Consider the following 16,641-nt stretch of genomic DNA (forward strand, 5'->3'; position numbering starts at 1 on the left):
GCGGCTAACTTGTTGATGGATGTGGCCAGACCCGTGCCTAAAAATTGTGCGGGACGAACTTTAAGGCACATTTTTCAGTCAGCGACATAATTGAGCTATTCGATGCTAGGTTCTCTATCAAAAGCTCATAGACAACTACCCCGGCTTAAAGCCGGCCTACCATTTGGTATAGAAAAGGCTATATAGCCTTTTTGCAGTATGGCAATAAGGTAATATGTCATGTCTCTACGTGTGAAAATAGATCCAAATCTTGAGCGAAAATTCAGAGAGGCGGCCATGAAGAGGTTCGGCTACGGAAAAGGAGCCTTAAGCAAAGCGGCGGAGGAAGCCCTGCTAAAATGGGTCTCCACAGTTGAAAGCGAAACATTTGAAGGGGACCCAGTGGAAGCCATAGACGGACTACTATCAGATGTAAACATAGACTCCGTCACCCTCCAACACGAAGCCAAAAAATTCTGGGCGTCCAAAGTGTTTGAAAATGTATCTGGTTGACACAAACATTTTCCTTGAAGTTCTCCTTGGCAGAGGTAAAAAAGAAGAATGTAAACGTTTACTAAGAGCCTTAAGAGATGGAAAGAAAAGCGCCATAGTCACCGACTTCTCGATACACTCAATAATAGTAATTATGGAAGAGTTAGGAAGACTTGACGTCCTTAAAACATTCCTTTTAAGCCTACTAGCCTATAAAGGGCTCCACATATACAACACAACAATAACAGACGAGGCAAAAGCCACAGAAATAGCAAAACAACAAAAATTAAGCATGGATGATGCCATCCAATACGCATCAGCCCTCACAACAAACGCAGAAGCAATAATATCACTAGACAAACACTTCGACGGTCTAAAGATACCAAGGATTGAACCCCATTGACTATTCCTTAATAAGCGTTCACTTCACCTTTAAAATGGCGCATTTACATTTTCAGTTTTCCAATAAAAGATTTCCTAAACCATTTTCAAGCGAGACTTTTGGATTGTAACCAAGCCTTTCCTTTGCCTTTGAAATGTCGGCAACGCTGTGTCTGATGTCACCTTCCCTAGCCTCGCAGTACTGGATTTTTAAATGCTCCTTGTTGGCAAATTTTAAAAGGATGCTGGCCAACCTGTTTATGGAAGTGGCCACACCCGTCCCAATATTAAAAGCTTCTCCAGCAACTCCAGAACATTTTAAAGCAAGCAAGTTCGCTTCAGCAATATCCTCAACATACACATAATCCCTTGTCTGTTCTCCATCACCAAAAATTACCAGAGGCATGTCATTTTTAATTCGATTCAGGAACTGGGCCATGACCCCGCTGTACTCATTTAAAGCTTGCCGCGGTCCATAAACAGCGCAAGAAGAAGCATAAACAAAACGTTTTACGCCTGAATCCACACAAGCCTTCAACAAATTCAAAGTCCCATTAACATTAATGTCAAAAGTCAAAGCTGGATCCTTAAAAGGATTCCGGAACGCTAACCAAAGCAGCCAAATGAACAATACAATCAACATCATCCACCAAACTCCTCAAAAGCCCAGCATCCCTAACATCTCCCTTAACAAAATGAAAACCCGCCCCGCCAAAATGCCGCCTGACATTGTCTAGGCTTCCACTACGCAAACTATCCAAAACAACAACCTCAAAACCCTCAGCCAAAAGACTATCAACAGTGTGGCTCCCAATAAAACCCGCCCCGCCAGTAACCAAAACCCTCAAACAACCACCAACCGATAAAACAGCAAAAATCCGCCACATAAACCTTCACAAAAACGCCAGTAAACCCCAATAAAACACCAACAAAACACCAAAAACACCGGCAACAAAAACCTTTAAACAACAACAAAACAAAAACAAAACCCAAAACAAACCCAGAAAAACTCCAATCCAAACAACAAAATTTTCCCTAACATTAGGATATAATAAAAGAAGGCCCTCTAACCATGCAAAAAGCCCTAGAAATGGGCAAAAAATCCGCCACAGGAAGCTTCCAACTATTCATAGGCGTGGCAGCCTCCACCATAATTATGGCAATAGGCACAATAATATTGGCTAGGCTTATAAAACCAGAAGAATATGGCCTATACACAATAGCCCTAATCCCATCATACATGGCTAATCTCTTCAGAGACTGGGGCGTAAACTCAGCCATAGCAAGATACACAGCCAGCCTAAGGGCTGAAAACAAAGATGAAAACGCCTACCCAATAATCATTTCAGGCATAATCTTCGAACTAGCCGCAGGACTCGCTTTGTCCATAATCTTGGTTGCCCTATCTGGTTTTATCGCTTCAACAGTATTCCAAAGACCAGGAGCCTCATCTCTAATTGCCGTGGCTTCCGTCACGGTGCTTGCAGGAGCCCTTCTTGCAGCCGCGCAATCAACCTTCATAGGCTTTGAAAGAATGGAATTAAACAGCCTAACCAGCATTTGCCAAGCAATAGCGAAGACTATCACATCCCCGCTTCTAGTGTTTGCGGGCTATGGTGCTTTAGGGGCAACCTTAGGCTATACAATATCATTTATATTCGCAACAATAATTGGGCTAATAGCACTATACCTAGCCATAATTAGGGGTTTAAAAGCCAGAAACGCTGAGATAAACGGTTTAAGCCAAACTTTGAAGGCTATGCTACGTTACGGAATTCCCCTATCAATAGCTTCAATTATAAGCGGTTTCTTGGCGCAGTTCTATGCTTTTTTGATGGCGATATATTGTACAGACACCATGATAGGCAATTATCAAGTGGCAACCCAATTTGCCACGTTGCTGACGTTTTTCTCAATTCCCATATCAACAGTTCTTTTCCCAGTTTTCTCAAAAATTAACCCGAAAAAAGAGGGGGAACTGCTACAATCAGTGTTTGCATCTTCAGTTAAGTATACTGCAATATTCCTTGTGCCAGCAACTACGGCAATAATGGTTTTGTCTAAACCAATGATATGCACACTTTTCGGAGAAAAGTGGGCTTACGCGCCGCTATTTCTAACCATGCATGTGATAGGCAATCTATTCGCGATTTTTGGAAACCTAAGCCTAGGAAACCTTTTGGCAGGCTTGGGTGAAACAAAAACTCAAATGAAACTAAGCCTAATAACGCTGGCATTCGGCATGCCACTAGCTTTCGTGCTTATACCCTCCGCCGGCATAGTGGGCCTCATAACAACAAGCATAGTGGCGGGACTGCCAAGCTTGTCCATCGGATCATACTGGGTTTGGAAGCACTACAACGTTAGAGTTGACATTAAATCCTCTACAAAAATATTAGCAACGTCCTTTATCGCGGCAGCAACAACATTTCTGGTAACAAACACCATGGCATACGCAGATTGGATAAAGTTGGTTGCTGGAATCACAACCTTTTTGATAACCTACATTGTCGCAGCTCCAGCGGTGGGCGCGGTTGAAAAAGCTGACGTTGCAAATTTAAAAATAATGTTTTCAGGTTTAGGGGTAATTTCGAAACTTTTAAGCATTCCACTATCCACTATGGAAGCTATTCTAGGCTTTTTGGGATAAACTTTTTAGGGTTAATACATTAACCCTTTAGTTGCGAAGTATTTGAATTGAAATTTCTAGTAAATTATGTAATTCGATTTGCAAGGCGTAGCATACGGCTTATACGACGGTTTTGGAAAACAATACTTTTGGTTGTCTATGTTTCTCTGGCAACACTGTTATTAAACATGGGGGTTTCCATCTGGCTAAGCAGTTTTCATGGCCTGTATCTTCCAAGCGTCGGCAATATCCACGTGATAGGTGTGGAAGCCTCTGGTGGGGACATACGCACCTTGCCGAATGGAAGTCAATTTATCAACTGGGGAACAGTTTATCTTGGAGCTAGGACAGACCGTTTGTTCTATTTGAAGAGTATAAGCAATAAACCGATAATCCTTGAGCTAACATCTTCAAATTTGACTTTCCAAAATTCAAAAGGCGACATCGTTAAGGAGCCTCTACCTGTTGAAAATCCCTTACGCTTGTCATGGAATTATACTGGTGTGCCGCTTGAACCAAACGAACGCATTTGCGTCATTTTAACTTTGGAGGTATCTTCGGATCCAAGGTTTATCGCATATATAGTGGAAAATGATGTTGAACAGTTCCATTTCATTGTAACCATAAAACCTCTGAGCCAAGCATAGCAGATTGTTCTATAACAATGTTGAAAATTTTCTATACTAATTCTACATATGGATTTATCTTTGCGTTTAAAATAATTCCTCAAATAAGGGCAGAAAGGAGAAAAAAGAAGGCGAATGCCGAACAACGTTGTATCGGTGATTATTCCAGCATATAATGAAGAGAAAACACTAGGCAGCGTAATCGAAGAAACAGCCCAAATAATGGAAAGTTTAGGCCTTCCATACGAGATAATCGTTGTAGACGACGGTTCTGAAGACCGTACGCGGGAAGTGGCGAGCAAATACAAGGTTACAGTGCTGTCAAACGGAGGAAACATGGGAAAAGGCTACGCCCTAAGAAAGGGTTTTCAACACGCCAACGGCAACATAATTGTAACTATAGACGCAGACGGCTCCCACAAGCCTAAGGAAATCCCAGATCTGATTAACACATTAGTGGACGGCGCAGATGTAGTGGCTGGTTCAAGGTTTTTAGGAAAAAACAAAAACCACACCTCAAAACTCCACGTGTTCGGCAACCATCTCATAAACATGACAATTATGGTTTTAACGGGAAAAAAGATCACAGACAGTCAAACTGGGCTAAGAGCCTTAAAAAGAGAATTCCTTAAAAGCATAAGTTTGGAGTCTAACGGCTACGAGATTGAAACTGAAATAACCATGAAAGGATTAAAAAATGGCTTTGTTTTCAAAGAGATACCTATAAGCTGTGAAAAAAGAAAAAATGGGGTGTCAAGGCTAAGCGCGCTACGACAAGGCCCAAAAATCTTAAAAACAATTTTAAAACATGCGGTTGCGCCGAAATAGAAAATTTTGTCTAAAGGTCTATACTTGTATTCCACATAAATTTATAAACACTATCTTTTTTGTTATAGAAAGGGAGAGGGTATATTGGATTTAAAGAAAATGTTGCTAGCGCTGATGATAATAACATTTGTTGCCAGTTTCCTTTACATGCCAGCTGTCAAAGCTGAAGAAGTGGTGATAAATAACTATGACAATGTAACGTCGGAGAAGGTAATTAGCGAAATCAACGACATTGTTAAAAAGGGTGTTACGGAGGGGGAGATAATATACATTGAAGACTCTGCGTTTTCTAGTTCTCTAACATCATCCCTAAAGAATTATGGTCCTAGGATGTTATTATGTCGTTATTGGTACAGTTTAACAGTGTCTCCAAAGGCTGCCTATGTTGGGCAGTCCGTAACGGCTAATGCAACTACAAATAACATGTACGTTACAAATGTCACATTCATATGGATAAAATTGTTCGACGGGATCAAAAAGACGGAAAGAGTCCAGGCCTCTTTGAAAAATGGTCTTAAGGAGGCTATCAGCACATACGAACTTACCAGTAACAGCGATGTAGGCTCGTGGTTGGTGTTCGCCTTGTTCGAGTTTGAATATGTCAATTCATATGGGTGTAAATGTATAAAGTTGTTTGCCCTTAGGTGGACATGTTTCTATGTTAATCCCAGAATCCCACAGCAAATACCAGACTATCCGGTTGTTGGCACTGCAGGTGCTATGACATCCATGATTATAGGGTTAGGTTTATTCATAAATAAGAGAAAACGAAAACCCTTTTAGAGATCTTTTTAAAGTTTCTCTTCGTTTATTTTCTTTTGAAGGGTTAATATTGTGAAGAGAGTTTCAGATAAAATCAGGTGGATAATTGGTGCATTTGAGGGCTATTGGCAGCACGTTTTAGCCCTATTTCTTTTTTTATTGGTAATCTGGGCAGTCTACTGGCGTGACTTGGAAATATTGTTGAATGAAGCCCTCCACGCGGAAGCTCTTTCACACGTTCTTCTAATACCAGCCTTCGTGGGCGTTCTTCTCTATTTGAAGAGGGATGCGTTTAAGGCTTCGCTTGCTTTGGAGTCTCTACGAAAGAAATCTGGAGGCATGCCTTTTGATGAACTCGTTGGATTAAGCCTATGCCTCATAGCTTTTCTAGTTTATTGGTATGGTTCATACACATTTTATCCACTGGAATATCATGTGCTCTCTTTACCCGTATTTGTAGTGGGTGCCATGCTAATTCTCTTTAATCTAAAAGCCTTGAAAGTGCTAATCATCCCCGTAGTGCTTCTTGTTTTTATGGTCCCGATGCCCAACGAGATAGCATACACTTTAGGCGGAAACCTAGCAAACATTAACACTCAAGCTTCCTATACATTACTCAAGGGGTTAGGAGTCCCGGTAACATTAAACACGACGTATGGCTCTCCAACCATAATGCTGACGAAAAACCAGGAGCAGCCAATTCCGTTCACTGTGGACATCCCATGCTCGGGTATTTACATGTTAACCGCCTTCTTCATGTTCGCTGTCTTTCTAATGGCGATTGTACAAGCTCCACTTCTCAAAAAAGCTTTAATCTTCGCGGTTGGCTTCGCTGTTTTTGAAGCTCTAAACATTGTCCGCATAACGTCCATAGTTTCTGCGGCTTACCTCTTCGGAGAAGAGGTTGCAATGCTTATTTTTCACTCATTAGCTGGTTTAATGCTCACATTCGTTGGAATATTCATCACACTTATCGTGTCTGAAAAGCTATTGGCAATAAAAGTTATTACCAGCCGCGCTGACACGCCTTTATGCCCAGAGTGTAACAGGTTTCGGGAAAAATTCCAGAACTTTTGCTTAAACTGTGGAAGGTTCTTTAACCCATTTAGAAGGAAACCTTCCCGAGTTTTTTGGGCAAAAATAACGCTGCTACTAATCGGCTGTTGCCTAGTATCTCTAAGCGTCAGCGCGCCGGTTTTCGCCATCTCAAAGGAAACAATAGAGGTAACCTCATGGGAAAAAACAACAGAAATTCTGCCGCGGGTCCCAGATTACAACCTCACTTTTCTATATCGGGATACTGGTTATGAACGAATAGCAAAACAGGACGCGTCGCTGGTTTACGCTTATTTTCCAGCAAACCTTTCAAGGCCGGTTACATATGCTATTATAAGCGTGGCAACCAGCATCTCGAACCTTCATAACTGGGAAGTTTGCCTCATATCATGGCAGACAGCTCAGGGGCGTTACCCGCTAGTTGAAGTTCTAGCCTCTAACGATATACAATTGCTTGAGGGCGGCCAGTTAATTGCAAAGTACCTAGTTTTCCGAAATTCCGAGGAAAACTATACGCAATATACACTTTACTGGTATGAAAGGGCCACATTCAAAATGGGCGCCACAGTGCAACAGCGATATGTTAGAATAAGCCTTCTAATATGGGCATGGGGAGTTTCCAGCCCTCAACAGTATGAAAACCAGCTTCTGGAACTCGGAGATGCGGTAGCCCGCCACTGGGAACCAATAAAAACTCAAGCATTACTTTCTTTGGGAATACCTGCACAGCAAACTCTCCTTGCCTTTTCAATAGCCCTCATAATAGTCACAAAAGCAGCAGAGTCCACCCGCAAGTGGCATAAAAAAATGAATAACATGAAAATATTCAACAATCTAGCTTCACCCACAGACAAGCTTGTACTTCAAACAATTACCGAGTTAAGCAAAGCTAAAGGAAACGCCACGACAGCTGAAATAAATAATGCAATTAAAAACAGAACTGGGAAAACAATGAAACTTAGAAGGCTCATGGAAAGGTTAAACCGTCTACAGGAATATGGCTTCATAAAAGTGGACCTAACGTTAACAAATAATACTCCAAAACTTGTTTGGAAAAGTTTAGTAAACCTCTAGAAACCTTAAATGGCAAGTTCACCTCATTTTTAGTTTAGAAATGTGCATAGAAACGAACAAAAAGGTCGAAGAAAAAACACCAAACGAACATTCGGCGGAGACCGTCAAAAAGCTTCAAGAGGAAGTTGAAAATCTGAAACTTGAGCTAAAAAAGGCTAAGAGCATACCTTCCGGGAAAATAGGCTTAGCCTTAGCAATCCCCGGCGTCTTATGCCTCGTCGGCGCAATTTTAAAGGACTCGAACGTTTTAGCCTTCATAGGTTTAGGTTTAACATTCTGGGGTGCTCTCTTCTTTTTCGTGAGACCTCTGCGGTATGTGCAAAGTAGTCTAATAGACTCAACGGCGTTACCTGCATACAAAACTATTGACAGAATAGTTGCAGACTTGAAATATAAAGGCAAAAGCTATTATATACCGCCATATCCAAAGGAAGTTTACCTTCCAGAACACTTAAAAGGCCTTAAAGACCATGTGGTTTTTATTTCTTCAGACGCTGGTGGCGTGCCTTCCATAGAAGAACTTGCAAAAAGCAAATTTTTGCTCGCCAACCCGAACGGTGTTTGTGTTGCTCCACCAGGGTTGGGAATTCTTGAACAGATTGAAAAAGAGTTAAGGAAGGACACAGCGAAACTTCAGTTAGCTGAACTATGCGAAACCATCCCCATAATAATTGTTGAAAACCTACAGTTGGCAAAAGAAGCGGAAATGAAAATTGAAGACAACAGCGTTAATCTAAAAATATCTGACTCAGTGTACAAGAGTCTATATATTGATGAAAACTTGAAAAGTGTTTATTTACTAGGATGCCCTATTGCAAGCGCTGTAGCATGTGCGTTAGCCAAGGCTTCTGGAAAAGCAGTTACAATACAGAAGGTTAACGCATCTATTGATGGCCAGACAGTTGAAATTCGATACCGCATGGTGGAAAGCTAGACATGAATTTTCCGATGTCCATGTCGGACATAAGCCTTTGGCTGGCGGTCATGGCTATAATTCTGCTCATAACATCTGAGATTATATCTTCAGCTTCTGGATACACTGGAAACATTATTATTGAAAAGAGGCGTCTTCGCCTCGTCGCCCTTGCTTTAGGAATCGGGTTTATGGCTACTGTGATTATGCGGATTTTCCAGCCTTTTTAGCTAAATTTTCAAACAAATTAAGAGGAGATCGTTGGCGTTATTGAGTTTCAGTTGCTATTATGGATATATCAAATGAGAATGAGCCTCCTTGGGCGTTTGACTTCACTGTTAGGATTAAGTTTGCACTGATTGATTCGCCGACGTTTAAAATAGCGTTTTCCCGGTTCCAAGTTAAAGTTAAGTAATTACTTGCCGAAGATGGAGTCCAGTTTCCATATATCATGGAAAGCGTTACCTTTACATTACCAAGGTTTTTCAGGTATATAGTCCGTGTATAATTTTGACCTAGGATAACTTCACCCCAATCAATGCTAGATAGGGAAACTGTACACGATGAGTCGCTGTATACGCCGAGACCCAGAGTGGCCCTCACGTTTCCCGAACTTTGAATCGTTTGGATAGCTGGAAGCAAACCGGCAACTAAGGCTGTTGTGACCATGGCTGCTAGCGCAAGGGCGAAGGCTATGGCCAAATTTGATTTTGGGCTTTCCATATGAGGCAGCCTCCACGAGGAAAGGCTATCTTAAGTCTTAATAAACCTTATTGTTCACGATAACAACACAAATACAGATTCACCTGCCAGTGTTAGCGGCTATTCAGCTGGTCTAAAATCCAGCAGCTGCTAACACCCTAGCGTAGGCGCTGAAATTCATTTTTAAATTTATTGTTTCTAGGCGGCGGACTCACGCACTCAAGATCCCAATCACTTTTCAGCGGGGCCAGAATCGTCATCGCCCGCCATCAAAAACTAAATGTTAAACTTAAAATAAAAGTTTATGTTCGCTGGTCTCAAGGCGTTGTACAGCCATGTTTAAACATTTGAGGGTTACGCCCCTGGCCGCGGAAAGTTTAGGTGTACGCTCCATGTGCACCCTTGTCGAGACACCGGACTTGCGGGTTCTTCTTGATGCTGGAGTTTCGCTTTGTCCAAACCGTTTCGGTTTGCCCCCGCATCCGCTGGAGTACAAAGCGATAATTGAATGTAGATGGCGAATAGCTGAAGCCTCTGAAAGGGCAGACGTGGTGACCATAAGCCATTATCATTTTGACCATCACACGCCTTCCTATGAGGATTGGTTTTGTAACTGGACGAAGTTAGATGAAACCGCCAAGCAGATTTATCAAGACAAAATTGTTTTGATGAAAAATCCGAAGGAGTGGATTAACTTTAGCCAGAGACGTCGAGGCTGGGTTTTCCAGAAAACTGGCGGAAAACACGCCAAAAAACTTGAAATTGCAGATGGCAGAACTTTCACATTTGGAAAAACCACAATAAGATTCTCGGAGCCTGTTTCCCACGGTCCAGATGATTCAGCCTTAGGCTGGGTGTTAATGGCAACCATAGAGTTTAAGGGTGAAAAATTCCTTTTCGCTCCAGATGTGCAGGGACCCATTTCAGTTAAAACTCTTGAAAAGATTGTTGCAGAGAAACCACAACTTGTTATTATTGGTGGACCGCCCTCTTATCTGACAGGTTTTAGAGTAAACGAGGTAGAATTTAAACGTGGAATAGAAAATTTGGAAAAGCTCGTTGAAATTGCGCCATGCATTGTTTTGGAACATCACCTTTTAAGAGATGAAAACTGGCGTGAAAAGGCGGCTAAGGTTTTTAAAAAAGCTGAGAAAGCGGAACACAGGGTTTTAACCGCCGCTGAGTTTATAGGCAGAGAAAACTCTTTTCTGGAAGCGGTCAGACGGAGACTCTTCGCGGAGAAACCGCCCTCAAAAGAATTTGAGAAGTGGATGCGGGAAAACCATGAAAAAAGAAAGCAGACTAAGCCGCCAATTTAACCACTGTTTAATGTGAGAAAGCCAATTAGTGGCCAATTTAGATTTTAAAGTATTTAGCATAAAGAATTACGCCTACCAATAGAACGGCAACGCATGACAAGGCAACTGTTGCCAAGTCCAGAATTACCGTTAAGCTTGTGATCGGCGCGTCTCTTAGAAAAAGGGATGTTAACGCGTCTGTGACGTAGTAGCTTGGTACGAATCGGCTGGCAGTTTGCGCTGTGGACGAAAGAGAGGCGCCTACAAAGGTTCCGAGGAAAAGCTGTGGCAACACGAAGAGAAAGGATATTCCAGTTGCCGCTCCAGGCGTTTTTGAGACAGTCGCCGTGATTAGGCCGAAGCCTATATTAGATAGCGAGAAAATCAAAACGAACACAAATGCAAGAAGATAAGCAGAAAATCCAACAGCTGGTCTAAAGCCCATTAAATAAACTATAGCGAAGACGAGAACAGCTTGGATTAGAGCTATAAGCGTATAGGATAACACTTGGCTTACCATAAACTCTGCCGGCGTTATGGGCGTCGTCCTAATCCTTTTCAGCATACCATTTTCGCGGTCCTGCGTAAAGGACTGAGCGGCCATCATTATAAGAAATATTGAGGCAAAGGTAAACATACCCGGCGCCATAAACTCGAAGGCTGAAAACCGTCTAGCCTCTATTAAAGAGGCGACTCGCACAATGACAGGGCTTGGAGCCGCATGCTGATTCAAAAATGCGGCTAAAACGTTTTGGATTATGGGTGGTATTGCTTGCGTGGCAACAATTGAACCCTTATCCAAATAAAGCTGAATGGTGGCGTTTATCCAGCCGCTTGGATTGTTTGGCTCCGCATAATAAGAGGTGAAGCTCTGGCTGAAATCAGCTGGGATAATAATGACTGCCTGAATTTTTCCTTGAGACAAATCATCATGAGCTGTTTGGTTGTCAGCGTAAACATGCACGTGTAAAATCGTAGCGTTTGACAATGCCTCAATAAATGCTTGAGATAAGCCGCCTGAACCAGCTAAGTCCATGTTAACAACACCTATGTTGTAAACTGATTGGGAGCCGCTAAAGCCGTCTAAAGAAGCCCCAAAAGTTAGAACAAAAACTATTGGAAATAGGAATATTACAAATAGGACGGCGGGTTCCCTAAAAGTCTTCTTCACCTCCTTATTTGCCAGAGCTTTTATTCTTTGAAAATTCATCAGATTTCCTCCCTTATCCTTCGCCCAGTCAATCTTATGAAGACTTCTTCGAGGTTACGGACGTCGTTTTGGGAAATCAGGTTTTTAGGCTGGTCAAGGGCGATAAGTCGTCCATAGTCGATTATGCCTATCCGGTCGCAGAGGGATTCCGCCTCCTCCATGTAATGGGTTGTCAAGAAAATTGTTTTATCCTCCTTTTTCAATTCTCGCATAAACTCCCAGACGGCCCGGCGAGACTGCGGGTCCATGCCCACGGTTGGCTCATCTAGAAATATTATTTGCGGATTGTGAATTAAAGCCAAAACAATGCTTAGCCGCCTTTTCATACCGCCGCTATATTTTTCAACCTTCCTACGAGCGTCTTGAGTTAACCCCAATTTTTCAAGAAGCATACTCCGCCTACCTCTAAGCGTGTCCTTGTCCAGGGCATATAGACGCCCAAAAAGTTCTACATTTTCCTCTCCCGTTAAATACGGGTAAATCGCCGTTTCTTGGGGGCAGACGCCTATAAGCCCTTTTATTTTGACATTTTCTCTTCGCACATCATATCCGCCTATATAGACGAAACCGCTTGTAGGCTTTAAAAGGCCGCAAAGCATGTTCACAGTTGTCGTTTTACCTGCACCGTTAGGGCCAAGCAAACCGAAAAGTTCACCCCAAGCCACTTTAAGACTTACACCATTAACGGCAACAACATCTTTAAAACACTTAACAACATTCTCCATTAATATTGCAAACTCACCCATAAACAGGCATCCATCAAGGGCTATTACAAACAATGAACCCCATGATTATAAAGTTTTGCTAAAAACAAGCAAATGGCGGGCCCGCCGGGAATTGAACCCGGGACCTACGGGTTAAGAGCCTCAACCCATCCCGCGCAGCGGTTTGGTCCGCCGCTCTACCTTACTGAGCTACGGGCCCTTCTGACTGTTTTATTGTTCGGGTTTAGAAAAAGTTTTAAGGATACATTTTAGGGTTTCGATCAAGTGCAAAGAGAATAAAGTATGGGGCTTTGAAGTTTTAGGATGTTTGGACTTTAAGAAGTGTTGTTATAAAGTTCTTTATTTTGTCGTTAGCGCTCAGAATTGTTTCTATGGTTTTTGCGCCTTTCTCCGTTAGCCGATACACGCGTTTCCTCTCGTCCCATGTTCCTTCTATGAGACCATTTCTTTCCAGTGAATAAAGAAGCGAGTAAACGGTGCCGGAGCTCACCAATAGGTTGAATTTGTTGTGAATGAAGGATATAACGTCGTAGCCGCTCATGGGCCCTTTTCTAAGTTCCGCTAGTATTATTATGTCCATGAAGTTTTTGATGATGCGTTCATACATTTTCTTAAGAATTTTGCCTTCCAATTTTTCACCGCCAACAATGATTGTTAATGCCGTCATATCTATTCACATTCTAATATTTTGGGTTTGATATAAATATTTAAATTTTATTCAAATTCAGAATTGGAAGTTAAAACTGAATAAAACATGTTTAAATAATACTCAGCTTCAGCATTCTCGTTGATTTCACTTTACAAAAACACCACTATCGATGCTTGGTAGAAAAGCATCGAAAGACTAACGAATACACTAAAAACCGTGGAAAGAAGTTTATCCACCTAAGAGCAAAGTTTAAACATATTATTCGAAATTGATAATGTTAAACCATTCAGAAAGAGAAAATAAACTAATGTATGACCAAAAAAGGCATAGTCACAACAAAAAAGAATTAGTTAGCGATATTTCTGCATATTAACAAATGTTATTTTTTCTTTTATACCCGTAAAAACTGGTGTTATGAAAATTGTTCTCGTGGAAACACTCCTTTGAGAAAATAACCAGTGAATATGAAACCATCTTAAGGAAAAGACAAGCCCTGGGCAACTTGTTCAGCAGCGGCAAAATATCCCAACATACCTTCCAGCTTTTCGATAAAGAGATGGAAGAAGCCTTAACAGAAATAGAGAAGCAGAAAAAACTCCTGTTAGATAAAATGGCTGTGAAAACCAAAGAGGTTGAAGAGCAAATTAAAATTCTTGAGAGACTGCTGGCCAACTATGAAATTCAACATGTAAGCGGAGAAATCGACGAGGAAGTCTATCAACGTGAAATAGCTCTGCTATCCATAGGTCTTGAAAATGCAAAACAAGAACTAAACGCGATTAGGGAGACCATGGACAAACTCGCAGGTACATCAAAAATTAAAGAAAATACCGCGCCACAGCAGATGGATGAGCCAAACACTGTCGAGGAGAATAGCCTATGCAAAGTTGAAGTTGAAACTGTTGAGGTCAAAACAGAAGTAGAATCGCAGATTTCAACTGAAAACGTGCCAGAAACACCGATGGTAGAAGTTAAAAACGTGGAGTAAAACATATAGAAATACAAGTAAAAGGCCTTTTTCCTCTCTTTCTTTCTCTGACTGTTGACAGGTTTATATTGCTAAAATTTATAGAAGTTTAAAGGAGATAATTTTGCAAGATAAAGTTGTTATGACTTTTCATGAAAAGTTTAAGCAGTATGATTTGGGGGAAGGCCACCCGTATCGTGGAGACCGCTTCATAAACGCTTTAAACTTCTTTAAAGATCAAGGCCTACTAAATCTGCCTAACTTAGCGGTTATAGCACCCAAACCAGCATCAAAAGTGGATCTTTTAAGGGTTCACGATGAAGATTATGTGAATCTGATTTTTCGCCTAGCATCCGAAAGTAAACTATATGATGTTGAAACTCCGGTTTCACCGCAGATTCTTGAGGCTGCCCTACTTATTACCGGCGGAGCCCTAGAGTGTGGTAAAACCGTTTATAGCGGAGAAGCAAAAAGGGGCATTTCGCTGGGAGGGGGACTTCACCATGCCGGGAGAAATTATGGCGGAGGATTCTGTCTATTCAACGACATAGCAGTCCTCATAGAATACTTGAGAACTGAAAAAGATGTGAAAAAGTTCCTAGTGTTAGATTATGATGTGCATTTCGGAAACGGCACAAGCGACATTTATTACCGCGATTCCACTGTATTATTCATATCAATCCACCAAGATCCGAGAACAATTTATCCAGGCACAGGATTTACATGGCAGATCGGTGAGGGCGAAGGAAGAGGCTTCAACGTTAACGTGCCACTTCCGCCGGGAACAGGTGACATATCATATCTCTACGCTGTGAAAGAAATTTTTGTTCCATTGGCTGAAGAGTTCCAGCCGAACATTATAATTGCTAATGGCGGAAGCGACGCCCATTTTGCTGACGCGCTTGGAGATTTGAGCCTAACAGCTAAAGGCTTTTTCGTCTTATCCAGCCTAATAAGGGAAACAGCCAACAAAGTCTGTGACGGAAAGCTTGTCATGCTTATTGGAAGCGGCTACAACCCACAATTTTTGCCACTCTGCTGGTATGCACTCGTTGCTGGAGCTGTCGGCCTACAAAGTTTTGATTTGAAGGAGTTCTTTGCTCCACCAGTTGAACCACCCTTTATCCGTAAAAAAGTTGAAGAAGTAATTGAAGAGTTAAAAAGTCTGCTTAAGGAAAAGTGGGTGTGCTTTAGGTGAGATGCTGTTGTTGAGGGCTATTCTCTCTTCTCTTTCGGTTTCACTATGACCGCTGTTCCATAGGCCGCGAACACAGTGGCAGTTCCTTGTAAGATGTCGCTTGTCTCAAAGTCTGCGCCGATAACAGCATTAGCGCCTATTTTACGGGCGTTCTCAACAAGCCTGTTCAAAGACTCCATTCTCGCCTTTTCACATTCATAAGTATAGGATGTCACTTCCCCACCGATGAGACCCTCAATGCTGGCGACTATTTTTCCGCCAACACCCCTTGTCCGCACCGTCAGTCCATGCACCGGCCCTAACACTTTTACGATTTCGTAGCCTGGAACCTCAGGTGTCGTAACTACTATCACTTCACTCATGAAGTTCCGCCCACACTTTTATAGTTAGACACGCCTAATTTAAGTTTGCCAACCGAGGAGCGCAGTCTCTATTAGAGGGTATAGAGAAAATCCGCAGCCTTTTTCCGGTGGTTAAAAATAATATTTTCTTGAATCATGCCGCCCAGTCTCCGCTTCCAAAGCCCGTGGCAGACGCCATGCGCTGACACGTGGAAGACTGTATGAATTTTGGAGCCTCGCCTTTGGAGGCCTTTGACTTTGGAAAGTCATTGTTTGCAAGGCTTGTAAACGCCAAACCGGAAGAAGTAGCTCTCGTGGAAAACACTTCTGTCGGCTTGAATATCGCTGCTAACGCTTTACTGTGTCCATCTGGCTCGAAGGTTGTCACAACGGATTTGGAGTATCCGTCGGTGGTTTACCCATGGCTGAAGAAAAGCCCAATTGTAAAAGTCCACTATATACGGAATAGGCGTGGCAAAGTTTTGCTGGAAGATTTTGAAAAAGCTGTTGGTAACAGCACTGTAGCGGTCGTGGTAAGTCACGTCAAATACGTTTAACGGTTTCCGCAACAATTTAAAGGCTTTAAGCGAAATCGCCCATAGCCACGGTGCAGTCCTAATTGTGGACGCTATACAATCAGCGGGCGTAATTCCAATAGACGTGAAAAGGGATGATGTGGACTTTTTGGCAACAGCATGCTACAAGTGGCTTCTTGGACCATCTGGTGCCGCATACTTGTATGTACGGAAAGAGCTAATCGAAAAGTTGAAGCCTCCTATGTTGGGTGGGCAAGCGTGAAACAGGAAACTTT

General features: G+C 42.2%; 21 protein-coding genes and 1 tRNA gene. 14 read left to right on the forward strand and 8 right to left on the reverse strand.

The window, feature by feature from the left end; genetic code table 11:
• The first annotated feature begins 219 nt into the window (after positions 1–219).
• Together KEJ24_02170 and KEJ24_02175 are read left to right on the forward strand one after the other, a co-directional pair.
• Positions 220–492 (forward strand): hypothetical protein, encoded by a 273-nt coding sequence (locus tag KEJ24_02170; protein ID MBS7646632.1) that lies wholly within the window; start codon positions 220–222, stop codon positions 490–492.
• Positions 473–874: a type II toxin-antitoxin system VapC family toxin gene (locus KEJ24_02175; protein MBS7646633.1), complete on the forward strand. Its 402-nt coding sequence runs from the start codon at positions 473–475 to the stop codon at positions 872–874. Before KEJ24_02170 ends, KEJ24_02175 begins: the two co-directional genes overlap by 20 nt.
• Before the next feature lie 51 nt (positions 875–925).
• Here the strand turns inward: KEJ24_02175 and KEJ24_02180 are convergent, their stop codons facing one another.
• Both KEJ24_02180 and KEJ24_02185 read right to left on the reverse strand, forming a co-directional pair.
• The gene (locus KEJ24_02180; GenBank protein ID MBS7646634.1) at positions 926–1,429 is read right to left on the reverse strand and encodes an NAD-dependent epimerase/dehydratase family protein; all 504 of its coding nucleotides are present in this window, start codon (positions 1,427–1,429) and stop codon (positions 926–928) included.
• 10 nt (positions 1,430–1,439) lie between these two features.
• On the reverse strand, positions 1,440–1,700 hold the full coding sequence (locus KEJ24_02185) for an SDR family NAD(P)-dependent oxidoreductase (GenBank protein MBS7646635.1): 261 nt from the start codon (positions 1,698–1,700) through the stop codon (positions 1,440–1,442).
• Between the two features lie 224 nt (positions 1,701–1,924).
• Here KEJ24_02185 and KEJ24_02190 point away from each other — a divergent pair, with 224 nt between their 5' ends.
• The 7 genes from KEJ24_02190 (at position 1,925) to KEJ24_02220 (ending at position 8,970) form a co-directional block, all read left to right on the forward strand.
• Positions 1,925–3,502 carry an oligosaccharide flippase family protein gene (locus KEJ24_02190; protein MBS7646636.1) on the forward strand — a complete coding sequence of 526 codons (1,578 nt, stop codon included), beginning with the start codon at positions 1,925–1,927 and terminating at the stop codon, positions 3,500–3,502.
• Between the two features lie 47 nt (positions 3,503–3,549).
• Positions 3,550–4,128, forward strand: a complete 579-nt coding sequence (locus KEJ24_02195) for a hypothetical protein (GenBank protein MBS7646637.1) — start codon at positions 3,550–3,552, stop codon at positions 4,126–4,128.
• 114 nt (positions 4,129–4,242) lie between these two features.
• Positions 4,243–4,935, forward strand: coding sequence for a glycosyltransferase family 2 protein (locus KEJ24_02200; protein ID MBS7646638.1), 693 nt, complete (start codon positions 4,243–4,245; stop codon positions 4,933–4,935).
• Positions 4,936–5,019: 84 nt separating this feature from the next.
• Positions 5,020–5,718, forward strand: a complete 699-nt coding sequence (locus tag KEJ24_02205) for a hypothetical protein (protein MBS7646639.1) — start codon at positions 5,020–5,022, stop codon at positions 5,716–5,718.
• Between the two features lie 51 nt (positions 5,719–5,769).
• The gene (locus KEJ24_02210; protein ID MBS7646640.1) at positions 5,770–7,827 is read left to right on the forward strand and encodes an exosortase/archaeosortase family protein; all 2,058 of its coding nucleotides are present in this window, start codon (positions 5,770–5,772) and stop codon (positions 7,825–7,827) included.
• A gap of 40 nt (positions 7,828–7,867) precedes the next feature.
• Positions 7,868–8,761 carry a hypothetical protein gene (locus tag KEJ24_02215; protein ID MBS7646641.1) on the forward strand — a complete coding sequence of 298 codons (894 nt, stop codon included), beginning with the start codon at positions 7,868–7,870 and terminating at the stop codon, positions 8,759–8,761.
• Between the two features lie 2 nt (positions 8,762–8,763).
• On the forward strand, positions 8,764–8,970 hold the full coding sequence (locus KEJ24_02220; protein MBS7646642.1) for a hypothetical protein: 207 nt from the start codon (positions 8,764–8,766) through the stop codon (positions 8,968–8,970).
• Between the two features lie 37 nt (positions 8,971–9,007).
• Here the strand turns inward: KEJ24_02220 and KEJ24_02225 are convergent, their stop codons facing one another.
• The gene (locus KEJ24_02225) at positions 9,008–9,463 is read right to left on the reverse strand and encodes a hypothetical protein (GenBank protein ID MBS7646643.1); all 456 of its coding nucleotides are present in this window, start codon (positions 9,461–9,463) and stop codon (positions 9,008–9,010) included.
• A 314-nt stretch (positions 9,464–9,777) separates the two neighbouring features.
• Here KEJ24_02225 and KEJ24_02230 point away from each other — a divergent pair, with 314 nt between their 5' ends.
• Positions 9,778–10,761, forward strand: coding sequence for a hypothetical protein (locus tag KEJ24_02230; GenBank protein ID MBS7646644.1), 984 nt, complete (start codon positions 9,778–9,780; stop codon positions 10,759–10,761).
• Positions 10,762–10,798: 37 nt separating this feature from the next.
• On the opposite strand, the gene KEJ24_02235 is transcribed toward KEJ24_02230, so the two are convergent.
• The 4 genes from KEJ24_02235 to KEJ24_02250 form a co-directional block, all read right to left on the reverse strand.
• The gene (locus KEJ24_02235; GenBank protein MBS7646645.1) at positions 10,799–11,950 is read right to left on the reverse strand and encodes an ABC transporter permease; all 1,152 of its coding nucleotides are present in this window, start codon (positions 11,948–11,950) and stop codon (positions 10,799–10,801) included.
• On the reverse strand, positions 11,950–12,696 hold the full coding sequence (locus KEJ24_02240; protein ID MBS7646646.1) for an ABC transporter ATP-binding protein: 747 nt from the start codon (positions 12,694–12,696) through the stop codon (positions 11,950–11,952). Before KEJ24_02240 ends, KEJ24_02235 begins: the two co-directional genes overlap by 1 nt.
• Positions 12,697–12,769: 73 nt before the next feature.
• Positions 12,770–12,874, reverse strand: a tRNA-Lys gene (locus KEJ24_02245).
• Positions 12,875–12,973: 99 nt separating this feature from the next.
• On the reverse strand, positions 12,974–13,342 hold the full coding sequence (locus tag KEJ24_02250; GenBank protein MBS7646647.1) for a PadR family transcriptional regulator: 369 nt from the start codon (positions 13,340–13,342) through the stop codon (positions 12,974–12,976).
• A 403-nt stretch (positions 13,343–13,745) separates the two neighbouring features.
• Here KEJ24_02250 and KEJ24_02255 point away from each other — a divergent pair, with 403 nt between their 5' ends.
• Positions 13,746–14,312 (forward strand): CdvA-like protein, encoded by a 567-nt coding sequence (locus KEJ24_02255; protein MBS7646648.1) that lies wholly within the window; start codon positions 13,746–13,748, stop codon positions 14,310–14,312.
• A 103-nt stretch (positions 14,313–14,415) separates the two neighbouring features.
• A complete protein-coding gene (locus KEJ24_02260) occupies positions 14,416–15,489 on the forward strand; it encodes a hypothetical protein (protein ID MBS7646649.1) in 1,074 nt (357 codons plus the stop codon).
• 17 nt (positions 15,490–15,506) lie between these two features.
• On the opposite strand, the gene KEJ24_02265 is transcribed toward KEJ24_02260, so the two are convergent.
• On the reverse strand, positions 15,507–15,842 hold the full coding sequence (locus KEJ24_02265; GenBank protein ID MBS7646650.1) for a YbjQ family protein: 336 nt from the start codon (positions 15,840–15,842) through the stop codon (positions 15,507–15,509).
• 209 nt (positions 15,843–16,051) lie between these two features.
• Between KEJ24_02265 and KEJ24_02270 the strand changes: the two genes are divergently transcribed.
• Both KEJ24_02270 and KEJ24_02275 read left to right on the forward strand, forming a co-directional pair.
• Positions 16,052–16,387, forward strand: coding sequence for an aminotransferase class V-fold PLP-dependent enzyme (locus tag KEJ24_02270; protein ID MBS7646651.1), 336 nt, complete (start codon positions 16,052–16,054; stop codon positions 16,385–16,387).
• Between the two features lie 34 nt (positions 16,388–16,421).
• Positions 16,422–16,628: an aminotransferase class V-fold PLP-dependent enzyme gene (locus KEJ24_02275; protein MBS7646652.1), complete on the forward strand. Its 207-nt coding sequence runs from the start codon at positions 16,422–16,424 to the stop codon at positions 16,626–16,628.
• The last annotated feature ends 13 nt before the right edge of the window (positions 16,629–16,641 follow it).

Source organism: Candidatus Bathyarchaeota archaeon (genome assembly GCA_018396705.1).
Lineage (GTDB): Archaea > Thermoproteota > Bathyarchaeia > Bathyarchaeales > Bathycorpusculaceae > DRVP01.